The sequence below is a fragment of the Aliidiomarina soli genome, from assembly GCF_003986975.1.
Lineage (GTDB): Bacteria > Pseudomonadota > Gammaproteobacteria > Enterobacterales > Alteromonadaceae > Aliidiomarina > Aliidiomarina soli.
Window position 1 is genome coordinate 140727 of record NZ_PIPO01000006.1, and the last position, 23817, is coordinate 164543.

Sequence of the window (23817 nt, forward strand, 5' to 3'; positions counted from 1 at the left end):
TGCTAAGGATTGACTATTTAAGGTGAACACTGAAGCTAAGCTGTCTCAGTCAAGCACACAAGCCGTGAACCCGACGTTGTCGGGCTCACGGCTTTCGCGTTTTAGCCTGCCACTGGTGGCGATGATCATCTGCCTGCCGCTGTTAGTCGTGGTGGCGGCATTCTTTCTTGGTATTTTCTCTGTAGAACAACGCGCCAACCTGGCTCATTTATGGGACACGGTGATTGGCGAGTACGTTCGTCATTCGGGTATTTTGCTGGTTGGCGTTGGCTTCATGGTGGTGGTAATCGGCGTGTCTACGGCCTGGCTGACGACGGCGTGTCGGTTCCCGGGCGTGCGCTGGTTACGCTGGGCATTATTGTTGCCCCTGGCAATGCCTGCTTACATAACCGCATATACGTATACGGGTATATTAGCCTTCGAAGGGCCAGTACAAACCGCATTGCGCAGTGCATTCGGCTGGGGCTTTGGCGACTATTGGTTCCCGGAAATACGCTCCATTGGGGGGGCTGTGCTGATGTTGGGCCTGGTCTTCTTCCCCTACGTTTACCTGATTACCCGGGCGGCTTTTATCGAGCAGTCCAGTGCTGCGATAGAAGCGGGGCGAACGCTGGGGTTAGGGCCCTGGGCGAGCTTCTGGCGCATCGCGTTACCGATGGCGCGGCCGGCGATTGCCACCGGGGTCACTCTGGCGCTTATGGAAACCCTGGCTGACTACGGCACCGTGCACTATTTTGGGGTTACTACCTTTACCACAGGTATTTTCCGCACCTGGTATGGCATGGGCGATCAGATCGGCGCCCTGCAACTGGCATCGATGTTGCTGACATTCGTGGTGGTGCTGATGGTGGTTGAACGCATTTCGCGGGCGCGTTCTCGCTACCATGGTGCTGGGCGCTCTTCGGTTCGGGCCCGACCTCATGTACTTACCGGCTGGAAAGCTGCAGGTGCCTTCTTAGCCTGCTTTTTACCGGTTTTATTTGGCTTCCTGTTCCCCGCGATTCAGCTCGGTTGGTGGTCACTGGAACGGGCCGAAATATGGCTGCAACCGACATTCTGGAGCCTGGTAGGGAATACCGTGCTACTGGCTACTATCGCCGCGTTTGTTACTGTCTTGCTGGCGCTGTGGCTGTGTTATGGCAAACGTCGGTCGCCAACGCGGATGGTTCGCGGAAGTGTTGGAATGGCGACGCTTGGGTATGCTATTCCCGGGGTGGTGATTGCAGTTGGGGTTATGGTTCCGCTGGCATGGCTGGATAACAGGTTCATTGATATCACTGAATTTTTATTTGGCTGGAACCCCGGGCTGATTTTGTCGGGTACTATTGTGGCGTTGATTTTTGCCTATGCGGTGCGCTTCCTCTCGATCTCGATTCAAACTGTGGATAGCGGGCTAAGCCAAATTCGCCACAGCATGGATGAAAGTGCTCGGGTGCTGGGGCTGTCCCCGCGGGAAGTACTAAAACGGATCCATTTTCCGCTGTTGCGGACCAGTATTTTAACCGCGTCCATTCTGGTCTTCGTCGATGTGTTGAAGGAACTGCCCGCTACAATTGTGTTGCGGCCGTTTAATTTCAATACGCTTGCGGTCAGAGCCTACGAAATGGCGGGCGATGAGCGCCTCGCGGATGCCGGGCCTCCGGCCCTGATGATTGTGTTGGCCGGGTTGATTCCGGTCATTTTACTGAGTCGCGCTATGGGTCGTCGTAACGAAGCAGAGCAAGCGGCGAACGCTGCTGAACCTAAGCCTGAGGATATTTATGAGCCTGTTAAAGCTTGATTCAATCGAAGTTGAGTTGGGTGGCCATACCATTGTTGACCATGTCAGTTTAACCCTTGAGCGTGGCGAAATTGGTTGTTTGCTGGGGCCATCCGGCTGCGGCAAAACCACCTTGTTGCGTGCGATAGCAGGCTTTGAACGAGTTGCCGGTGGTGCTGTTTACCTTGCGGATCAGCGGGTGTCTGGTGAAGAGGTGCATCTTGAGCCGGAACACCGGGAGGTCGGTATGGTCTTTCAGGACGTGGCCTTGTTCCCACACTTGACCGTGGCCGATAACATCAGTTTCGGACTGCGTGGCGCCTCAACGGTTGAAAAACGGAGCCGGGTGGCAGAGTTGCTTGAGCACATTGGTCTTGAGGGATACGGGCCGCGTTACCCGCATCAGTTGTCCGGTGGTCAGCAGCAACGTGTGGCGCTGGCTCGGGCTTTGGCACCGCGGCCGCGACTCCTGCTGTTGGACGAACCCTTTTCATCGCTTGATGCTGAGCTGCGTGAATCCTTGGCCACGGAAGTTCGGGCGGTGCTTAAAAAAGAAAATATTACTGCATTGCTGGTCACTCATGATCAGCAGGAAGCCTTTGCGATGGCTGACAAAGCGGGCATGATGTACCGTGGTCGGCTGCTGCAATGGGACACACCATACGGGCTTTACCACCAACCGTCACACCACCTGGTGGCCAATTTTATTGGTCATGGTGTGTTGCTGCGCGGCCACATTAATCAAAATGGATGCGTTGAAACGCCGCTCGGATGCTTGCATGGCGAGCATTTTGGCAGTGCCGGTGTTGGTGAAGTGGTTGATGTGCTTATCCGCCCGGATGACATTGTGATTGACAGTGCTGGTGAGCAGGAAGCCTCTATCGTCTCGCGCGGTTTCCGAGGCTCGCACTTCCTTTATACAGCCGAGCTGGCGGACGGCGCACAGGTGCTGTGCATGGCCCCGTCGCATTATCAGTATGACGTTGGCAGCCAGATCCGGCTGAAAATGAACCTCGATCACCTGGTGCTGTTTCACGCCGGCTACTGCGACACCTGATTCAACATTCGGGCGCGGGGCTTGATCATTGAATTTGGCGTTGCTGTTTCCGCCAATTCAACGTTCAAGCCCCGCGCTCGATCATTGAATGCTGTGATAGAGTAGCTATATCTGACCCCAACAACAGTGTGGATATCATCATGAAAACAATAAAAACGACGCTGCTGGTAAGCGCGCCAATGTGGTTGCTTGCGTGTTCTCCTGCGCCTGAACCGGTTACTGACTTTTCCCCTTCAGAGCATTACCGGGTGCAAACGCCGACGGATGACTTGCATAGCTATGCGAATACCAACGACGTGCGCGCGCCGCACCTGCATTTAGAACTTGATGTGAACTTTGAAGAGAAGACCTTATCGGGGTTCGCCGAATATCAGCTGGAGTATATCAATAGCGAGGCGGCTGAATTTGTCCTTGATACGGATGACCTTGATATTCATCGGGTTGAGTTAAGCGATGGCGAAGGCTGGCAGGACGGTAGCTTTCGCCTTGGCGAGGACGACCCCGTGTTGGGAGCTGCACTTCGAATTGAATTGACTGATCAGCCGACGAAAGTGCGTGTTCACTACACCTCGTCACCAACGGCGACAGGTCTTGACTGGGTTGAACCCGCGGGTACTGCCGGTGGCGAGCACCCCTACTTATATAGCCAGTCGCAACCACATTATGCGCGTACCTGGGTGCCAATACAGGATACCGCGTCATCGCGGCTGACCTTTAGTGCGCGTCTGACGACACCACCGCAACTGATTGGTCTGATGGGGGCAAATAACCCACCGAACCCGGAGCGGACCGGTGTTTATGAAATGGCCAGCGAACAGGCTATCCCGCCGTATCTGATGGCGATTGCGGTGGGTGACCTTGAGTTTCACGCGCTGAACGAGCGGATGGCCATTTACGCAGAACCTTCGGTGCTCGAAGCTGCGGTCAATGAGTTTTCCTATACCACTGATATGATGGAAGTGACTGAGTCGATGTTTGGTCCTTACGCCTGGGACCGTTACGACCAGCTGATTTTACCACCGAGCTTCCCATTCGGTGGAATGGAAAACCCGCAACTGGCGTACATTACGCCGACGGTGATTGCAGGCGATCAAAGTCTGGTGAGCCTGATTGCGCATGAGTTAGCGCATTCCTGGTCAGGAAATTTAGTGACCAATGCCACCTGGCGTGACCTGTGGCTAAACGAGGGCTTTACCTCGTACGTGCAGAATCGGATCATGGAAGCGGTGTATGGTGAAGAGCGGGCTCTGATGGAGCGTATGCTTGCAGATCAAAGTCTTAAGCGCTCAATTGAGTCGTTGACCGAACGTCAGCAAGTGCTGCATCTGGAGCTTGAGCAGCGCGACCCGGAAACTATTTTCACTTCAGTGCCCTACGACAAAGCAGCGTCGTTTCTTTTCTTCCTCGAGTCACGGGTTGGACGCGATGTGTTCGACAGTTTTGTTCGCCAGTACTTCGCCGATTATTCGTTTAAGAGTTTGAATACTAAAGAGTTTGAACAGTATTTATATGACAACCTGGTGGATTCAAACGACAACGTGAGCCGTGAGGATGTGCAGCAATGGCTGTATCAGCCGGGCTTGCCGGAAAGCATGGTGACGGTTGAAGTTGATGCTTTCTCCGAGGTTGATGACGCACGCCAGGCCTGGCTTGAAGGAGCGGCGGTTGATATGTCGCAGTGGAGTATTCACGAACGCTTGTACTTTTTACGTCATTTGCCGAATGGGATGTCGGATGACGAGTTAGCGCGCCTTGACCGTGAGCTTGGGCTGACATCCACTCAGAATAACGCGGTATTAACGAACTGGCTTGAGATTGCGATTCGCCATGATTACGAACCCGCCTTGCATCGGGTAGAGGAAATGGCGTTAGGGATGGGGCGACTGGCCTATTTAATACCTGTCTACAGCGCGTTGCTGGAAGCCGATCCGACGCGAGCTTTTGAGCTGTATGAACAAGCCAAACCAGACTACCACCAGCTGACACGCGACTCCATCGAAGCGCTATTGGCTGACGCGCGCTGATTCAACGATCGAGCGCGGGGCTTGATCATTGAATTTGGCGTTGCTGCTTCTGCCAATTCAACGTTCAAGCCCCGCGCTTGAATCTTGAAAGTTAGAATGTGAAACCTAGTTGGGCGCCGGCGCCAAGGTTTCGGTCGTCGGCGTACATGGCTGACAGGTTGATGTGCATGCGACCAAACGGCGAGAAACCAAGGCCTGCGGTGATTGCGCTTTCATAGCTGTCTTGCATATCGTGGCGATAGCCTACACGCACCTGAATCCAGCGTGCGATATCGTACTCATAGCCAGCCCGCACAAATTGGGTTTCCCGGCTTTCACCGAACACTTGCAGCTGACTTTCCGGGCTTAAGCCAAGGTAGTTTTGCTTGGTTAGATCCAGATCCAGGCTCAACGACATGCGACGAGTGTTGTAACCCAGACCGGCTACTGCGTGTGGCTTTATCTCGTAATCCAGTGATACCAAATCATTTAGCTGGCGAGAGTAGATGGGCTGCCCGTCTACTTCCTGGCTTATCAGGTTTTGCATTGAAACACCGAAGCTCATACGTTCACTGAGATCCATGGTCATGCCCAGATCGACGTTGACGGCTGATGAAGAAGAGCGGTACTCGTCTGCGTCGAAGTCATCGGTGTCGATGTCGCTGAGTGCTGAAAAGTAGGTAAAGCTCTCTATTTGCTGCATTTTCGGTGCAACACCGAACGTCAGATTACGGCCAAAAAGATTAAAATCGCGCGCCAACGCGACGCCGACATCGGTAATCAAGCGACCAACCACGTAGCCTTCAGAGGTTAATTCGTTCAGCTCATTGTCGCTCTGAGCATTCAGAATACGCTCTATATCATTCTCGTCAGGCTTGGCTGAGGTGAATGCACTTAAATCACTATTTATAAAGAATGAAGCGGCGGCGAAACGGTTAGGAATAGATGCCGATGCGTGAACACCCACATCAGCGATAACGGTGCCCCGTATATTAGTGAAGTCGTCGGCGAGTTGTCCCCGGGCTTGCTCCAGTTGTTGTTCATTCACTGGAACACCCATATCCACTTGCTCCAGCAGCCATTCCAACTGGTCGAAGCTATCCTGAAAATCATCGATTCGGTCTGTCAGTTGGTCCTGATCGGCTGCTTCAAAGTAAACAGCGGGCAGGATAAGGCCGAAATGGTCGCGCTCTTCAAAATTGGCGGCCAGCGCCGGGTTTAATGACCCTGACTGGAAGTACTTACCGTTGGCTACGCCGGAACCGCCCATGGCGTGAGAACGGTTGTCGTTAGCTAGCGCAGGCGAGGCAATAAGCGCAAGGCCAATCAGCGATGCGAGAGTCGATCGAGTAAATAGCATAGAATTAGTCCGTTTTATTTATATGGTTGCGCGCCTAGTTTATGTATTTACGGTCGGTTACACAATCAAATTCAACGTTCAAGCCCCGCGCTTGAATCTTGAATTCAACGTTCGGGCGCGGGGCTTGAACGTTGAATCAGGCTGCCTGAAAACCACACATATTGATTAATAATTATCTGATTTAAGTAAAGAAACATTAAATCAGGAGGGGGTATCCTTGAATAAAGGAGTCGATGCCTATAATTAAGTGTCTAAGCCAATTGGTTCTACAACTGTAGATAAGGAAGTAACTCGATGAAAAAGTCTATGATTGCACTTGCAACAGCAGGTTTAATGGCAAGCGCGGTAAGCTCAGCACAGGCTGACGACTTCACCTATGTGAGTGGTGGTATTTATGATTTTGGCGATAGCGATATCTACCTTGAAGGTTCAATGCGCCTTAATCCTAACCTGGTATTAAGTGCTCAGTACACTAATGCCGCAGAATTCTCTCTTTACGCTGGCGGTAAGTACTTCGTTGATTTTGGTCAAAGCCAGGATGTAGAAACCTTTATTCAGGCGGGTGTTAGTCACTACGACTTCTCCGATGGTCCTGGCTTCTCAGGAGGCGACGACACAGGCGTGTACGCCGGTGCGGGTTTCACTACTAAATTTGACCAGTATTCACGCTTTATCGTGGATGCGCGTTACGACACAGTGCTGGATGGCTTCTTTTCAGTAGGTGCTCGTTTCCGTTACGAATTCCTCGACCGTTTGTCAGGTGACGTAGGTTACCGAGTAAACACTAGCGGCATTGACAACGAAGTACGCGTAGGTTTGACCTACAGCTTCTAATTGTCTGAACGTATAAGAAACCCGGCCTTGCGCCGGGTTTTTTGTTTCAACAATGGCTGGCGCGGGGCTTGATCATTGAATTCGGTACTTGCTAATGACGCAAATTCAATGATCAAGCCCCGCGCTCGAATGTTGAATTAAGCTATGGCGCACAGAGCTGGCAGAGCGAACAGATGCATGGAGGCTAAGGTTAGATAACTTACCAACGGTTATCGGGTTCAGGCCTATGAGTCGAAAGTATCGCGCGCCCCGGAAGGGCGGTTTTTACCATGTGACCAATCGTGGCAACAATAAGGAAGTGCTTTATAGAAGTCGGGGGGACATGCAGTTCTTCCTCAAGTATCTGGCTCGCGCCTGCGTTCGCAGCAATGTAAAAGTCCATGCATACTGCCTGATGTCTAACCATTACCATCTGCTGCTAGAAACCCCTGAAGCTAACTTATCCTATGCGGTGATGCAATTTGAGTCCGCTTTTGCCTGCTTTATAAATAAGAAGTATGAACGGGTCGGGCATGTCTTTCAGGGGCGGTTCGACTCCCAACTAATTGAAGAACAAATATATTATCTGACAGTCGTTCGCTACATTATGCAGAACCCAGTGCGCGCGATGATGATTGGGCATCCCCGGTGGTACGAGTTCTGCAGCTATCGTATGACAATGGGGTTTGAACCAGTAGCTGAATGGTTCGCAAGGGATTATTTGCTAAACGCCTTTGAAAAACAGGGATCTATAAACGGGCTGGATGGTAAACAGGAGTTCGTGCGCTTTATTAATGAACGAGATTATGAAAATCTTTGGCATCGAATAAAGCATGGGGTTTTTCTTGGGAGCGATGAGTTTGTGCGTACTCATCTACCTAAAAAAATTCCAAAAAGTTTGCCCAAAGCGTTAGCGCGGGCACCTCAAATTACATTGAGGGATCTCAAAAAGTCCTACCCTGATAGAAACCAATTCATCGCAGCAGCTCACATTGAGGCGGGGCATAGTCAGGCCTCTATTGCGAGGTACCTGGGTGTGCATCCATCGACCGTCTGCGTCGTGCTACGTAAATTCAACATTCAAGCCCCGCGCTTGAATGTTGAATATGGCGGCGGCAGGTAGAGTTTTGCTATGATGCCCGGATGCTGAAAAAAACAGAGCCAGTAGGCCACATCCACGACATCATCCGCGACAAGGCAGGCCCCAACCACCGGGTTTTGTGTGTCACGACGTCCATATCCGAGATTAAAACGCTCGACGAACTACTTGGCTGCAAAGTCACTCATTCGCCTTTAATGCTCAACAATGCATGTGCGGTCATTATTCACGGCGGAGGGAAGGCTGCCCGCAAGGCTCAGTCGGCAAGTACTGCGCTTGAGTTGCCGTTGCTATATACCGATTTCGGAGCATTAAAAAGCTTCCGCCATAAAGCCCATGAGTCGTTATCGATGGGCTTCGATCACCTAGGCTTTGCCCACGACTCAAGTCGTGAAACCCACCTTGAAGGGCTGATTAAAACCCCATTGGATGCGGCACAGTTAGAACGCACGGAGCAGATAATTCGCCAATGGAAAAGCACCCGTGCCTCGCGTTGCAATCATACGACTGGACCTCATTTACCCGGCCAGAAATTTGTCGCGGTACTCGCTGAACCCGTCAACAAAGGCGCTGATTTCCGCGCCAGTGCACAAGCAACCGTGGGCCTGTGTGAGCAAGCGAGACAAGCCTATCCCGGACATGAAATCGTTATTGTGCAGGCTGAGGATTACGCTGCGGATGCGATTTCAGAAGCCGCCGCAGTTTTTGCTCATAGCTCGCCGGTTGGTTTTGAGGCCCTGCTGTGGGGGAAACGGGTCCATGTGAGTGGTATGCCGTTTTACGCAGGTTGGGGGCTGACTGATGACCGATTACCGGCGCCAGCCCGGCGGAGTGCACTGGAAGCGGGAGTTGCTCAGTTGACATATGCGTACCTGGTGGAATATTCAAGATACGTGAGCCCCTATGATCATAAACGTCTGACCGTCGAAGAGGCGCTAACTCTATTGGAGAAAACGCGTCCGGACGCATTAGCCGAGGCTCAACAAAAGGCAAAACAACGTGCAGCTGCACCACGCTGGTTACGTTGGCTGATGCGCTAAGCGCAGATTCAATGTTCAAGCGCGGGGCTTGAACATTGAATTCAGGTATTGCAAACAGGTCAATTCAACATTCAAGCCCCGCGCCGGAACGTTGAATTGGTATCTGGTATTCATCAGATGTAGAATGATTCTCATACACGATTAGTGCGGGTATGTCGGTTTCAAAGGGAGTTATATGACGGACTGGTATCTTTTGCATTGTAAGGCGCGGCAGGAAGCGCGAGCGAAAATGCACATAGAAAATCAAGGCTATACCACGTGCCTTCCTACCATTCGTTTGCAGAAAACCTTACGCGGAAAGCGTCAGGTGGTTGAAGAAGCACTGTTTCCAAGTTACCTGTTTATTCAAATAGATATGGAAAATGCCAATTTCAATTCCATCCGCAGTACCCGCGGGGTCAACGGCTTTGTTCGGTTTGGCGGTATACCAAGTAAAATTCCGCAGTCGGTAATTGAGCAATTTCAGGCATTGGAGGGTCAACAGACAGATCCTCAGGCGCAGTTTGAAGCAGGTGCCGAAGTTGAAATTGCGGAGGGTCCGTTTGCCGGGTTGCCAGCGGTTTATAAAATAAGTAAGGGCGATGATCGTTGCCTGGTTCTATTGGAAATGATGGGTAAACAGCAGCAACTAGAACTAAAAGAAGCTGCACTTAAAAAGCGCTAACACAGTAAGCGGGACGCTTAGATGACAATCGAAAAGACACTACTATTGGGTGCGTCAGGCCAATTGGGACATGCATTGCTGCGTGAACTTGAGCCTGTTCGGGAAGTATTGTCACCGAACCGCCACGAACTCGATCTAACTGATCTTGAAAGTGTAGAAACCTACCTGGAACAGCGGCAACCCGACTTGATACTGAATGCTGCGGGCCTCACCGGGACGAAGAAAAATGAAGAAAAGCCGCAACTTGCAATGCGCTTGAATAGTGAACTTCCACGTGTGCTTGCCCGATATGTGCGCGGTCGCCCTAATGCAAGCCTGGTCCATTTCTCTTGTGTGGATGTATACGGTAAGCCGAATCAGCGCGAGCGTTATTGCCATGAGGATGATCAGGCAAATCCGTTAGGTATTTATGCCCAAACGAAGTTGCAAGGCGAACAGTCGATTGTAAGTAACTGTTCTAACTATCTGATTTTCAGGCTTTGTTCGTTGTATAGCGACGCTACAAAGCACGCCCAGACAAAACCCGACCCTATAGTGGTCGGCGCTCCGACTTCGGTCCGCTACGTGGCGAGTACCGTGGTACGTACGTTGAACCGGATTGACCGCCGCGTGCTTAAAGTTGTGCCCGGCGTGTATAACCTCTGTAGTAAAGGCAGTGCTGACTGGCAGCGTTTTTTCCGCGAAGTCAGCATGCAATACAATAATCCGCAATTATTGCAGCAAGAGCCGAGCTCAAAAGTTGTCAGCCTTGGCACCTCCGTTAGTGTACAAAAAGCTGAAGATAACTTTTGTCTGTTTGTCCCATCGTGGCAGGCACAGCTTAAATCCTCCTTAAGTAAATAAAACAATTCAACGTTCAAGCCCCGCGCTCGAATGTTGAATGGGCTGACAAATTCAATGATCAAGCCCCGCGCTTGAATGTTGAATTCGTTGTCTTTTGGTGGGAGTTGCTTAGAATAGCGGTAATATAAGAATAAACACACATATCAGGATGTTGCGCGCGGTATCAGGTCGTGGCGCTGGGGTAGAATAATTATGAGCAAGCTGTTGTCACGCTTTGCTCGGGTTGCGCTGTTTGCGTGTCTGAGTGGTTCCTCTTTGTCTGTTGTTGCAGCGCCGGTCGCTGAAAACAATGCAACACCAATGTCCAATAACATGGCCAAAGTGGCCGGTGGTCAGCATTATACGTTGGTGGTGCGTGATGACGGCAGCCTCTGGTCGATTGGCCGGCGTATCCGACACGGGCAGGGCTCCGAGAATATCACCGAACTCAAACCTATTATTGGGCCATCAGGCGCCACCTATGTCAGTGCGGGCAGCGAACACAGCTATGCGCTGCTTAACGATGGGAGCGTACTAGGATGGGGCAACAACTACTACGGCCAGCTTGGCGACGGCACCCTTTCGACCCGTAACTATCCTGTTGAAGCCATTCTTCCCGATAGCGAAAAGGTCGTCGCAATCGCAGCGGGGCACCATTTTGGCTTATTACTGACTGACACAGGCACGGTCAGAGCAACCGGTTACAATGCGACGAACCAGCGTGCAAACGCCGCAGACGCCTGGGGCGAGATTCAGTTTCCGCCTGAAGCCGCCAGCATTACCTATATTGCCGCCGGCTACCGCCACGGTTTGGCACTGGATGAAAATGGCGTTGCCTGGGCTTGGGGTAGTAATAGCCATGGCGAACTTGGCAACGTCGCGGCTACCAATCCACAAGCTGATCCGGTCCAGGTAGAACTTCCGACCGACCGACGTTTTGTGCAGGTGGCTGCGGCCTACAGCACCAGTTACGCACTGGATGAAAATGGCAATGTATGGTCGTGGGGCAATGATATCAGTGCGCTGGGGAGAACGGGCAGTGGCGCACCCGCGATGCTGACGGATCCGGAATTAAATAACATTACATCAATCCATGCCCGCGGAACCGTTAACGTTGAGTATGGCGTTTTGTTTATGGCCCGGGCCGACGACACCTTTTGGGCGCTTGGTCACAATAGCAACGGTCAACTGGCAAACGGCACTACCATCAGCAGCCGCGATGCTGTGCAAATGCGTTTTGAAAACATCACCCCCATTGAGTTGCAGCTGGGTTATCGCAGTGCTTATGCAGTTGTGGATGACCAGCGGGTTTTTGGCTGGGGGCAGAACGATCTGAACTACAACATGCTGGCGCAATCAGATCGATCTATGCATACGTTGCCGGTTGTGTTGCGCAGCGAAGACATATTTTCTGATGGTTTTTCGCGAACCGCGCTGGCTGACAGAGATCTGCCGTACTACGTGCATTTGCATCGGTTGCAGAGTGGAGAGGACTCCGGATCATCCACGCCGAAATGGCGACAGCGCAAGGGTTATCTGGCGGTGCCAGCTCTGGAAGCTGGCGGGCAAGCCAGCTTTAGTGTGAGCGGAACCTTCAACGCCGGTGGCATACTTGCGTTTACCGTAGCAGAAGATGAGGTGGCGGGAACCCTTACCCTGTATGACAACGACGAAATGTTATGGGACTCGCAACAGCTGAGCAGCCCAACGCAACGAGTTGAGATAGAACTAACAGAAACGGCTCGGCGTGAGTTGCGCTGGCACTGGCAAGCGAGCAGCGCGCATGAGGCAGCAGTGGTTCAGGTGTCTGAATTATCATTGCCGGCCGGAGAGTTGTCGTTAACAAGCAGACCGGTAGTGGCCCCAGCCTTTTTCAATGGATTGAACCTGGAATCACTCATTTATCGTATCGACAGCTCGTCAGATGCCTGGCTGGAAACGCGGCGGGCCGGTGCTGATGGCGGTGACACCAACTGGATTCAGGCTGCAGGACGGGTGGATTGGGTGACTGACGCGCCGTATGAATTCAGCCACACTCTGGCGGATTTAAGTTGCGGCGCCAGCTACCAAGCCCGGATAGCTGTGCGCAACCGCACTGGCGGCGACGTTGACTATTCCGGGGTGAGCGAGGTGGCGACGCTTAGCTGTGATAGCGCCTGGTTAAGCGAGCCTGAAGTAGGCGGCAGCCAGGTGGCGGCTTATGTCGACATCGAAAAGTTTCTTGATGTGACCCCGGATTTCAGTGCCGAAGTTTACTATCAGGGCAGTAGCCAAGGGCAACCGGTTGAGGTCAGTTACGATCAAAGCAACCAGGCGCTACTGATCAGTCAGTTGGAGTGCGAAAGCAGTTTCGACCTCAGCGTGACAGCGCAATTAGAAGGCTTTTCACTAACCACAGATTTCAGTGACTTAACCACAACAGGCTGCAATGCAGGCTACGACATTCGTGGTGGTGACAGGTTTGACGAGGGTGAAGTGGATGCATGCTTTATTGCCACCGCCGCCTTTGGCTCTCTACTGGACCCGAAAGTCAGCGTGCTACGCGAGTTTCGCGACCATGTTTTGCGTGGCAACCGCGTGGGCGATGCCTTTATTGCCAGCTACTACAAACTCTCGCCGCCGGTTGCTGATCAGGTGCGTGAGCACGGCTGGCTGGCCGCGCTCATCCGGCTGTTACTACTGCCGCTGATTGGGTTTGCCTGGCTGGCGCTGCATATGCCCTGGTTGTTAGCGGTTGCGCTAATAGCCAGCGTCGCGGTCGCGGTACCTAAACTGCGCCGGGCTCTGCTAGCGGCGGCCGCGGTGGTCACCCTCAGTGCCTGCGCATCCGGGCCCAGCGAGACCTTTGAAGCCGAGCAATATATGCGTACGCAAATGGAACGATTCGCTGAGGAGCAGGGCTTTAACTATGGCCATGGCGTCGGCATGGATCAGGAAGAAGCCATTCAAAATGCGCGTTACCGCTTGGCTGAACAGGTTCTGGTGAGCGTGCGCAGTGAATCCGAGCAGCGTGTTCGCGAGGGTGATGAAGGTTTAAGCGCGTCGTTCACCCGTGCGGTGTTCTCGTGGAGCAATGTGCAGTTAGAAAACGTGCGCATCGATACTGCCGAGCAACATGGCGATGGCTGGTATGCGCGGATGAGTATGACCGACCGCGATCTGCGTCGCTCTATAGAGCGGGCGCACCGCATTGCGCCGGCGCTGGACAAGGTTTTGCAGTTAGAACGCACGGCCGCGGATGAGCCGTTGCGGCGTCTGCGCCGGGCGCTTGAAGGTCTGGCTGTGGTAGCGCGCGATAGCGTGGGGGCGGAAACATTCACCACCGCCGACGGGCAGTCCGCAATCTTTAGCAACTATTTCCAGGCGCAGGTTGAGACTAGTGTGCGGGCGATGCGCGTTCTTCCTTTACTGCAGGCGAGCGGCAATGGCTACCGCTTTGTGGTGATTGACGATGCCAGTCATCGTCCTCAGCCGGGCGCAGCAATGCTGATCAACGGTGAGGAAGTGATCACCGATGCCTCGGGGATCACAGAGACTATCAGCAGTGATGACCTGGGCGAGGCGTTTGACGTCCATATCCTCGGCTATGGTCGCGACGAAGATACGGTGCTGTGGATGCATCCACAGCTTGAGTTAATGCACAATGCGCGGTTTGCCCGAGGTGCGCTGGAACGCAGCTCGCGCGCCACTTTGTACGTTTATAAAAATCCGGATGACGCCAACATTATCCTTGATGGCAGATCCCAGGCTGCGCCACGGGTGCTAGAAGTGGAGAGTGGGCGCACGTATAAAGTTTCTGCCGAACTGAATACCCACCGTAGCCAGCAGCAATTATTGGAAGTGCCTAAGGGCGCGGCTTTCGTGTTTCTTGATTTCCGCTTGCAGGAGCGTGAGTACGGCGCGATGAGTCTGAGTACCGAAGGGCGCGACGGACGGTTTAAAATTTATCGCAATGGTCAACTTGAGCTCACCACCGAAAGCAATGCGGTGAACCAGGATTTTGAAGTGGGTGAGTACCTGGTGCGGATCGGGCATTTACAGCGCGACGAAACGTTTGATCCGGATTACCAGTTGATTGAAGACAGATTTCATGTGACCCAGGATGGGTTGGTCGAGCATCAGTATGTGGCGCCGGCTTATCGCAGTCCGTTTCACGAGGGATGGCGTTTTAATCTATTGTCAACGCGTAGCGGCGGCCAGCCTGAAGACGGTTTCAAGATCCCATGGGTGCAGGGGCGCGACATTGGTTACGGCGATTTGCGAGCTATTGATAGCGTGCGGGCTGTTGATTACGTGAGTCCGCACGGAGATTTCGAGCTGCAGATTCAGCGATACTTTAACCGACTTAATTTCAGTACCCAGTTTAGCGCGGGGACGCGCAGTCACCGCATGCGCATCGATCGGGATGGCATCGGCCCACCGGTGGAACTGGAACTGGACGCGCTGGTGGCAACCGCGGGTGCGGGCTTCTGGTACAGCGCCTGGAACGATTCAATAGTGTCATCGGTGACGGTTAACTACGCCGCGGAAGTAAATTCCTGGGACGATGCAAGCCGGGCTGAAATTCAGATGGAGCCGGGTGGCCCCTGGGAGCGCCTGCCAGGTGACAGCACCTTTAATAGTTACGCGTTTTTGGAACTGAATTCTCACTTCAGTTTTGGCGGTGGCTTCGGCTTGACCTTTGCCTTTCAGACACCACTGGAAGGTGTTGAGCCGATGTTCCGCTTCGGTATCGGCTACACCGGAATGAAGAAAGGCTACCGCATCCCAGCGAGCGTCGAAGCCCAGCGCGGACGCCACCGCCGCTAATTCAACGATCGAGCGCGGGGCTTGAATGTTGAAAAGGGTGGATTCAACGATCAAGCCCCGCGCTTGAATGTTGAAAAGGGTGGATTCAATGATCAAGCCCCGCGCTTGAATGTTGAATTGGGCTACACTGAGGGGGTCTGTCAGGGAGAGATTGCATGCTCAGTAGCCGGCTTAAACATCATGGTGCTTTTAATGGCGTGACGGGATCCTGTCACGAGTTTAAGGTTAACGACAGCTGCAGTCTGCTGGTGGATTGTGGCCTGTTTCAGGGCGCTGATACTCCTGGCGCCATCCCCGATGACAAGACTCGCACCGCTCCCACCAATACAGAACGCTCGAACGGCATTGCCGATGACCAGAGCATTCAGTTTCCGATTGCCCACATAAAGGCTTTGCTGCTGACCCATTGCCATATTGATCATGTGGGCAGGTTGCCATGGCTGCTGATTGCGGGCTACCGGGGGCCTATTTACTGCACCGAGGCTACCGCCCATTTGTTGCCGCTAGTCATTGAAGACGCGCTAAAGGTAGGTATGACGCGCAATGGTCAGTTAATTGGCGCGGTGAAAAACCGCATTGCCAGCCAGCTGCGGCCGGTGGCCTACGACCGCTGGGAAAGTATTGAATTTGAGCAGGACAAGGTGCAGCTGCGCTTTCGTCAAGCGGGACATATTCTAGGCTCGAGTTATATTGAAATAGAGCTGAGCGATGGCCAGCGAGTGGTGTTTTCCGGCGACTTAGGGTGCAAAAACACGCCTTTGTTGCCTGACCCGACGCCACTGGAGCGAGCGGATCTGCTGGTCCTGGAAAGCACCTATGGCAATCGCAATCATGAGGCGCGCGCCGAGCGCCAACAGCGATTGCAAGCGGTGATCGAGCATTGTGTTGAGGACCGTGGCGCGGTGTTGATTCCGGCGTTTAGCATTGGTCGCACGCAGGAGCTGCTTTACGAACTGGAAGACATTATCCATCGCCAGGGCGACAGTCATCCCGCATGGCAAGAGATCCAGGTCATTCTCGACTCGCCCATGGCAGCTAAATTCACCTCGCAATACCAGAGAATGCGCAAACTGTGGGACAACGAAGCTAAGCAGCGTCTGGCCAGCGACCGTCACCCACTGGATTTCGAACGGCTGCACACCATCGACAGCCACGACCAGCATGCCAATCTGGTCGGCTACCTGCGCTCAAGCGCAGCACCTTGCATTGTGATTGCTGCCAGCGGCATGTGCGCAGGCGGGCGAATTGTTAATTACCTCAAAGCGTTGCTGTCCGACCCGCGCACCGATGTGCTGTTTGTCGGCTATCAGGCGCGAGGCACACCCGGTGCTGATATTCAAAAATACGGCCCGCGCGGCGGCTACGTCATGCTGGAAGGCGAACGAATCGATATTAACGCTGAAATTCACACCCTGGGCGGTTATTCAGCACATACCGACCAAAATGAATTGCTCGAATTTGTTGGCTCCGCAGCTGAGCAGGGTAGGGTTGGGGAGGTGCGGCTGGTACATGGCGAGGAGGATGCCAAACAAGCGTTGGCCGCGGCACTACGGGAAAAATTTAATATCGAGGTCAGCTAAACGGCCTATTTATCGTCGCCGTCGCCCCAGCTTTGCAGGCGCTTTTTCAGCAGACAGAATCCTGCCTTCAACAAATCCTCTCTTCAACAAGAATATCGACCAGATATTCTCTGCTCAGCATCACCAATGCACAACTATTCAACGATCAAGCGCGGGGCTTGAATGTTGAATCTAGGTGTTGATAATGAGAATGATTATCGATAAGATCCGTGGCCTGTTCATATTGGGTTTAAAACGCGGATGGATCGATAATGAAAATGATAAGAATGGTATGGGTAACGGCAGCGGCGTTGCTGGTGCTAGCTGGTTGTAACTCTGACGATTCGGGGTTACGTGAAGAGGCTATCAGTGCCGAGCTGAACCAGGGCGGGCAGTGGCAGCAAAGTCTGGCGCTGGGGCAATTTGCCAGTGTCATAGAAAGCCCGCAACATGGTCAGTTGCAGGTAGCCAGCGACAGCCTGACCTATACGCCGGAGCCTTCGTTCCGTGGCACCGACAGTGCGCGGGTGGAAGGCAGCAACGCAATCTACTCGCTGACGTTTAGCGTTTTGGCGGTTAATCAGCCGCCGCAACTACTCAACGCGCAAATCGAAGTCGTCGCCCATCGTGAGATCCGCGGTCAGCTCGAGGTTTACGACCAGGATGACGACCCGATTCAGTTTGAAGTTATCGAAGCACCAGAGCAGGGGAATTTCAGCCTCAACAACAGCGGTGGTTTCGACTACCAGCTTGGCGAACTGGCGCTACCCAATGCCTCCTTCACTGTGTCTATTTCAGACAACGTGAATGACCCGGTTATTGAAACCGTCACCTTACTGCCGGCATATAGCAGCAATGAGGAAAAGGCGGCGTATTACTATCACTCGCGTCACTCCCATCTGGTCCAGGCGGAGCAACGTCTGCAGCAAATCAATTCAGACCGGGATACGGTCGGCGGCTACCAGCGGCTGGCCGAGGGCTATCTGTATGCGAGCATGGATGGTGAAATGCAGCGCCTGCTCGACGCACGGATTACAGGCCAGGAGGATAGGGCCTATACGCTGGCTGATCTGGCTACCATTTACAACAGACGCAACGAGCCGGAACACGCCGCTGAGTTCAGACGCGAGGCCTTAACGACTCACGCTCAAATGGTGCTCGACAACGGCATCGAAAACATGACCAACAGCAACGGCAGCTTTTACTGGACTTTACGCATCCGAGCGCTCGAAGCTGGTGATGACGAACTTGCTGAGCGGATTGACAGACAAACCCGGTCATATGTCGACGCTCTCGGCGGTGGTGAATACATGAAGGCGAGTGGCTATATTATTCAGGGCCTGCGCGCAGCGGCACAAAGTAGTACTGAAGACGCCCTGACGAGTGGACGGTCAAGTGATTACGAGAGCGCATTAGCGGCTATTGACCAAATCTCGTATACGGTGACCCAGACGGGTTACCAAACCACCCGGGACGACGAACGCCTGTTCAAAATCGCACCGCTTTATAGCGGCTGGGCGACAGAGCTGTACTATTTTATCGGCGACCGTGAATCGGCTAAGCGGCAGCTCGCTTATACCATCTCGTTTTATCAGGCCACCGATTACGACCCGGATTATCAGTTCGACGCACTCCCCTATGCTGATATTACTCTGCGCGATTATGCCATTCCGTTGAAAGACGCGGCGGGTGTTTTCGCTTTGCTGTATCCGGATGCCGATAATAATGTCCCGCTCGATATACTCGAAGCAGTGGACTCAAATCAATATGACAGGGCGCTGGCCGTGATCGAGGATATGCAGTTCCTCAGGCGAACCATGGAAGGCGAGCCGGTAGCGACTGTTATCAACGACTTACTGGCTTACTACGACGGCAGCACCCGCAACCAGATAGCAATGCTGACTGAGTCCGGTTCGAGCAACCCTAACTTCGGCAGCCTGCTGCGCCGGTTCGGTTACAGCGTGCAGGCGGACGCGGCGGTAGATGCTGCCTTTGATATTGTTAACTCAAACCTGTTTGCTACAGAGCAAGGGCATTCGGCGCAGTATTTAACCGGCTCCAGCGGCTGCTTCAAAGTGATTAATATTATCCATCGTGATGTAAGCGCGGAGCTGGCGCGTGAGCGCGCTGCAGCCTGTGAAAACCTGCTTGGCAGAGCTTCAGCGCAACGTGTGGCGAATATCCACAACGTGATCAGCACCTACCTGCTGGTCGACCGGGTAGAAGATGCGATTAGTCTGTATCCTCAGGCCATCTACCAGCTAGATATCAGTGAAGAAAGCGCACTGAGTAAAGCTGGTGACTGGTTTTATCTGGCGAAATTGATGGCGCGGGCACGAAGCTACGAGCATGCGATGGAAGCTGCTGAAAAGGGCTTCGCCCAGCTTAGCCTGGCACCCACAACGACCCCGAGTGAGATCAAGGCGGTGCTGACGGAGCTGGAGAATGTATCGGGCCTGTCCAAGAAGACCAGTATTTACAATATCACTAACTCACTAATGGTGGAGCTGCGCTCCCACGCCTATACCCAGCCTGAGTACCAAAGCTGGATGCAACAGCTGAACCAGCTTAGCGGGAATCTGCTGGATACGCTGACTGCTGAGGTGATGGCACAACCAGACCCGGAACATGAAGGACTCAGCGAGGAGCTGGTGGAGGCACTCAGTGCAGCCCGTCTGTATAGCAAAGCCGAGCAGGTCGCGGCGTCGCTGGCAGTGGGTGATGCAGAACGCCTGCAGCTAAATGCGCTGATATCGGAAATTCAGGCAGTGCAGGATGATTTCCCGGCTAGCGTAATCGCAACGGTGGATACGGATGTGGATGGCCGCGCCAACTTCTTCGCGGTGTCGGCTACCACTGAGCAACTGGCAGAGACCGATATCGAACTGGATGACGACGCAGACGGCGATGGGGTGAGGGATGAAAATGATCCGCAACCATTGGGTTAGAGCCTCGCTGCTGGCGCTGACATGGATGTTTTGCGGTACGCTGCTGGCGCAGTCAGAGCAAGAGTCTGAGGTAGAGGCATTGCAAACCAGTGACAGTGCGACGGAAGCGGACACTGAGGCAGACCCACGTATCGAACGGATTGAAATACGCGGCAGACGCTGGTTGCCGGAGACCACCACAGCTGAGGGCAGCTTTACCCTCAGCCGTGAGTTTCTCGACAACGCCCTGAAAGGCAACGGCAATGTCACTGATATGCTGTTATTTTTACCGGGCGTGCAGGGTGCTGAAGGGGCGTTAAGTGCAGATCGGCAAGGCGAAATCAAAAGCCAGCTGATTTCAGTGTCCGGGGCACAACCCTGGCAGACCTCGTTTGTGCTTGACGGGCTGGACAACAACTCGTACCTCGACCCTGGTAGTTCCGGGCGCTCCGTGACGGCGATTAACGATGTTCAGGGGCATCCAGAAGCGTCCTTTGTGAACCATGAGCTGATTGGCAGCGTCACCCTGTATGACAGCAACGTGCCTGCGCGATTCGGTGCTTTTAACGGCGGCGTTGTTGATATGGAGTTGCGCTATGCGCAGTCGGCACCGACGTTTACCCTTGATTACCGGCGTTCGAACAGCGGGTGGGGCAGCTATCACTACATTGACGACCGTCGCTACAACGAAGACGCTGAAGCAGCTGCGCAACAGATAGACTGGCCGCGTGAACCCGAATTCGATAAGGAAAGCCTGACCTTCAGCCTGAGCCACCAGCTCAGCGACCGGCAGTCATTAATGCTGTCGGTGGCCCGCACCACTTCAACCATTACCGACATCAGTTTAAATGAAGCGGTGCAAACCGAGCGCGAGTCAGTCAGTACATCGCTTAGCTATCAATTGGACGACCTGCTATTTGACCGCTTGCGCTTCAATCTGGGCTATTCACCCTATAGCGGCCGTCATTTGATCAAAGACGTCCTGGACTCAGAATTCGATCTCGACGGCGGCGGCATGCGGGCAAGTGTGGGCGCATGGAACTCGTTGTGGGGTGGGCAGTGGCAGGCGAAACTGGCCTGGAGCCAGAGCGAAAATAGCCGTCAGGCGCCGAATGTATTTTTACCCTGGTATCGGGCAGCGGGAAAAGACTGGGGCATCGATCAGGGGTCGCCGCCATTTAGCATGCAAGGCGGTTACGGCGATTTGGATAAAACCCAGACCAGTTGGTCGGCGACAACGGACTTTAGTCGCGAGCTGGATGCTCAGTGGCTAGGGGCGCGGCACAGCTTTGAACTAGGGCTCGGTGTTGAGCGTATGCTACTGCGTCGCCAGCGGCCACAGACATCGGCGGTTTATTCTGCTCCGTTTCGCGACGCCAGTGTGCAGTGTGGCGGGCAGACCCTGGACTGTATCGAGCAAAGTTACCGTATGTCACTGGACGAACTGGCGGCAGAACTGGGCGGGCAAATTGATTTTAGCAACCCTGACCATATTCAGGCGTATCAAGATAACTTACTGACACGTGGTCAGTTCATGCGCTACCGGCGGCTGTACCTCAGCGAAGACATCGAAGTGATACTGAATCAAGCGAACGCCTATGCAGAGTACCATTTTGACTGGCCGCGCCTGCAACTGACGCTTGGTGGTCGTAGTGACTATGACGATTTTCTTGAGAACCTTAACCTGGCGTATCGAACCCGTGCCTCCTGGGATCTGTTTGGCAACGACATGACGCGGCTGAATGCCGGCTTCAATCGTTACTATGCGGCCAATTTAGTGACTTATCAGTTACGTGAGGCGCAACGGCCTTACCTGACCCAGTATCGTCCTATTAGCAACGGTGAGGTAGCGGGCTGGATTACCTCGTCGTCGGCGGCCCGCTATCGCTATCGGTTCGATGATGTGCGCACTCCCTACAGTGACGAGGTGAGTGTTGGCATTAACCAGCGGCTTTGGCACAACGCTATGCTGACGCTGCGCTACGTGCAGCGACGGGGTTATGACCAGATCACCCGAGGCCCGCAGGAGTATATTGATGGTTACACCTATCTGTACCAGACCAATGAAGGCTCGAACCGGCATGACCGGGTGTCACTGTCGCTTAACCAGGCGTGGCAGAACCATTCGCTGACGTTCAACATTAATTACACCGACAATGAAAGCAGTGCAGAGTCGTATGACGACACGGTGCTGGGCGTACCCGAAGACGAGTTGGTGGTGTTGCGGCGGCAAATTGAAGTGGGTGATGAAGCGGGGACGATGTACCAGTTGATGAGCTACGACGACCTGACCCGGCGGCAGATGGACTTTAGCCGTCCGTTAACCGCAAACCTGGTGTGGAACGCGAGCTGGCTGGAGGCATTCAGCTCAACACTGAGCCTGGCCTATGTCGGCGAGTTTGAATCGGTCATTGATACCGGCATTTTGTACGAGATGTCGCGCGGCGACGTCGTGTGTGACGACTGTGATTTGCAGAATTTGACCTACCCGTTGTTCGACGAGTACGAAAGGCCTGCCCGGGTGAGCACCAATGCGCGGCTGGAGTATCGCTTAGGCCTGAGTAAGGACTGGAGCGCGGCGCTGAACCTGGAAATCAATAACCTGTTTAACCAGCGTACTCACCTGGTGTCACCGGGGTCCGCCGGAATCGAAGTGGGCCGGGAGTTCTGGCTGGGAGTGAATGTACGGTGGTAAGGCGGTTTGTTTGTGGTGTTGCGTTGCTTGGGGTGTTGGCGGGGGCGGTTGCCGCTGAAGCTGACATTGGTGCTAATGGTGCTGATGTACGGCAGTTTGCAGATGGCTTTAGCAGCGCAGACTACCTGCAGGCTCAGGATGCGTGGCCGCCTTTGCATCCGCAGGCTTTAGATGATGTGCAGGCAGTGCCCGATTCATCGGGGGTTGATGCGTTGTTAGCGGAACTTGGCGAGCAGCTGTTCTTTGACCCGGGGCTATCAGGCGATGGCAGCGTCCGCTGCGGTAGTTGCCACCGGCCTGAGCAGCACTTTGCCGATAGCGACAAGCTGTCGCCCGGTGTCGAAGGACGATTAGGCAAGCGCACCACGCCGATGCTGCGTTTAATTGAACACTGGGACGTGCTGTTCTGGGACGCTCGGGTGGATAGCCTGGAAGCGTTGGTGGAGCAGCCACTGACCGCGGCGCATGAAATGAACAATAGTACAGAGGCGGCGGTGGAGTATGTGCGTGGTCAACCTCGTTATGTTGAGCAGTTTGCGGCAGTGGCCTTCGGCGATGTTGGTTCAGGTCATGTTGCTGAAGCAAATAATGCCGACAGCGAAGACGTCAGCTGGTGGCATATTGCGCGTGCGATAGCGGAGTTTATGCGCAGTATTGAAGCGCCCGAGCGACCGTTCGACCATTTTATGCGTGCTGTGGATGCCTCGGACTACGCGGCGGCTACTGAGGTATTCACCGCTGAGGAGATAGAAGGCTTGCACCTGTTTCGTGGTAAAGCCGGCTGCGTGCAATGCCATAGCGGGGTTTTGCTATCAGATCAGCGACTGCACAATATCGGCCTGACTTACTATGGCCGACGGCACGAAGATCTGGGCCATTACCTGATAAGCGGCGAAGCCAGCGACGTCGGCAAATTCCGTACCCCGTCCTTACGCTACCTGGGTGAACGCAATCATTTTATGCACAACGGCCTGTTTAACGATCTGCTTGGCATTATCCGCATGTACAGCCACGGTGGAGCAAGACCGCGCCCACGAGGTGAGCAGGTGGACGACCCACTGTTCCCCGTCACCTCCGAACTATTGCAACCATTCCCTTTAACCCCCGACGAAGAGCAGGCACTGCTAGCCTTCCTGCAAACGTTGTGATTCAACATTCAAGCGCGGGGCTTGAATGTTGAATCCAGGCGGCAGATTCAATGATCAAGCCC

Annotated in this window: 14 protein-coding genes; 13 read left to right on the forward strand and 1 reads right to left on the reverse strand. The window is 53.8% G+C overall.

Features of this window, described 5'->3' with window-relative positions:
• Positions 1-22: 22 nt before the first annotated feature.
• From CWE14_RS13135 to CWE14_RS13145, 3 genes are all read left to right on the forward strand, one after another.
• A complete protein-coding gene (locus tag CWE14_RS13135; protein ID WP_241972413.1) occupies positions 23-1780 on the forward strand; it encodes an ABC transporter permease in 1758 nt (585 codons plus the stop codon).
• Positions 1767-2816: an ABC transporter ATP-binding protein gene (locus CWE14_RS13140; RefSeq protein WP_420837106.1), complete on the forward strand. Its 1050-nt coding sequence runs from the start codon at positions 1767-1769 to the stop codon at positions 2814-2816. The genes CWE14_RS13135 and CWE14_RS13140 overlap by 14 nt, the downstream gene beginning before the upstream one ends.
• Positions 2817-2956: 140 nt before the next feature.
• Positions 2957-4840: a M1 family metallopeptidase gene (locus CWE14_RS13145; protein WP_126799801.1), complete on the forward strand. Its 1884-nt coding sequence runs from the start codon at positions 2957-2959 to the stop codon at positions 4838-4840.
• 91 nt (positions 4841-4931) lie between these two features.
• Here the strand turns inward: CWE14_RS13145 and traF are convergent, their stop codons facing one another.
• Positions 4932-6179, reverse strand: a complete 1248-nt coding sequence (gene traF, locus CWE14_RS13150) for a conjugal transfer protein TraF (RefSeq protein WP_126799802.1) — start codon at positions 6177-6179, stop codon at positions 4932-4934.
• A gap of 294 nt (positions 6180-6473) precedes the next feature.
• On the opposite strand from traF, the gene CWE14_RS13155 reads away from it, so the two are divergent.
• From CWE14_RS13155 to CWE14_RS13200, 10 genes are all read left to right on the forward strand, one after another.
• The gene (locus CWE14_RS13155; RefSeq protein ID WP_126799803.1) at positions 6474-7013 is read left to right on the forward strand and encodes a hypothetical protein; all 540 of its coding nucleotides are present in this window, start codon (positions 6474-6476) and stop codon (positions 7011-7013) included.
• Between the two features lie 226 nt (positions 7014-7239).
• Positions 7240-8115 (forward strand): transposase, encoded by an 876-nt coding sequence (locus CWE14_RS13160; protein ID WP_126799804.1) that lies wholly within the window; start codon positions 7240-7242, stop codon positions 8113-8115.
• Between the two features lie 20 nt (positions 8116-8135).
• The gene (locus CWE14_RS13165; RefSeq protein WP_126799805.1) at positions 8136-9131 is read left to right on the forward strand and encodes a capsular polysaccharide export protein, LipB/KpsS family; all 996 of its coding nucleotides are present in this window, start codon (positions 8136-8138) and stop codon (positions 9129-9131) included.
• Positions 9132-9306: 175 nt separating this feature from the next.
• A complete protein-coding gene (gene rfaH / locus CWE14_RS13170) occupies positions 9307-9795 on the forward strand; it encodes a transcription/translation regulatory transformer protein RfaH (protein WP_126799806.1) in 489 nt (162 codons plus the stop codon).
• 21 nt (positions 9796-9816) lie between these two features.
• A complete protein-coding gene (locus CWE14_RS13175; RefSeq protein ID WP_126799807.1) occupies positions 9817-10638 on the forward strand; it encodes an SDR family oxidoreductase in 822 nt (273 codons plus the stop codon).
• A 192-nt stretch (positions 10639-10830) separates the two neighbouring features.
• Positions 10831-15426 carry an RCC1 domain-containing protein gene (locus CWE14_RS13180; RefSeq protein WP_126799808.1) on the forward strand — a complete coding sequence of 1532 codons (4596 nt, stop codon included), beginning with the start codon at positions 10831-10833 and terminating at the stop codon, positions 15424-15426.
• Between the two features lie 155 nt (positions 15427-15581).
• Complete coding sequence (locus CWE14_RS13185; RefSeq protein ID WP_126799809.1) at positions 15582-17006, forward strand: MBL fold metallo-hydrolase RNA specificity domain-containing protein; 1425 nt, start codon at positions 15582-15584, stop codon at positions 17004-17006.
• 251 nt (positions 17007-17257) lie between these two features.
• Positions 17258-19933, forward strand: a complete 2676-nt coding sequence (locus CWE14_RS13190; protein ID WP_126799810.1) for an Ig-like domain-containing protein — start codon at positions 17258-17260, stop codon at positions 19931-19933.
• On the forward strand, positions 19905-22607 hold the full coding sequence (locus CWE14_RS13195) for a TonB-dependent receptor (RefSeq protein ID WP_126799811.1): 2703 nt from the start codon (positions 19905-19907) through the stop codon (positions 22605-22607). The genes CWE14_RS13190 and CWE14_RS13195 overlap by 29 nt, the downstream gene beginning before the upstream one ends.
• Positions 22601-23755, forward strand: coding sequence for a cytochrome-c peroxidase (locus CWE14_RS13200; protein WP_157981828.1), 1155 nt, complete (start codon positions 22601-22603; stop codon positions 23753-23755). Before CWE14_RS13195 ends, CWE14_RS13200 begins: the two co-directional genes overlap by 7 nt.
• Positions 23756-23817: the final 62 nt, after the last annotated feature.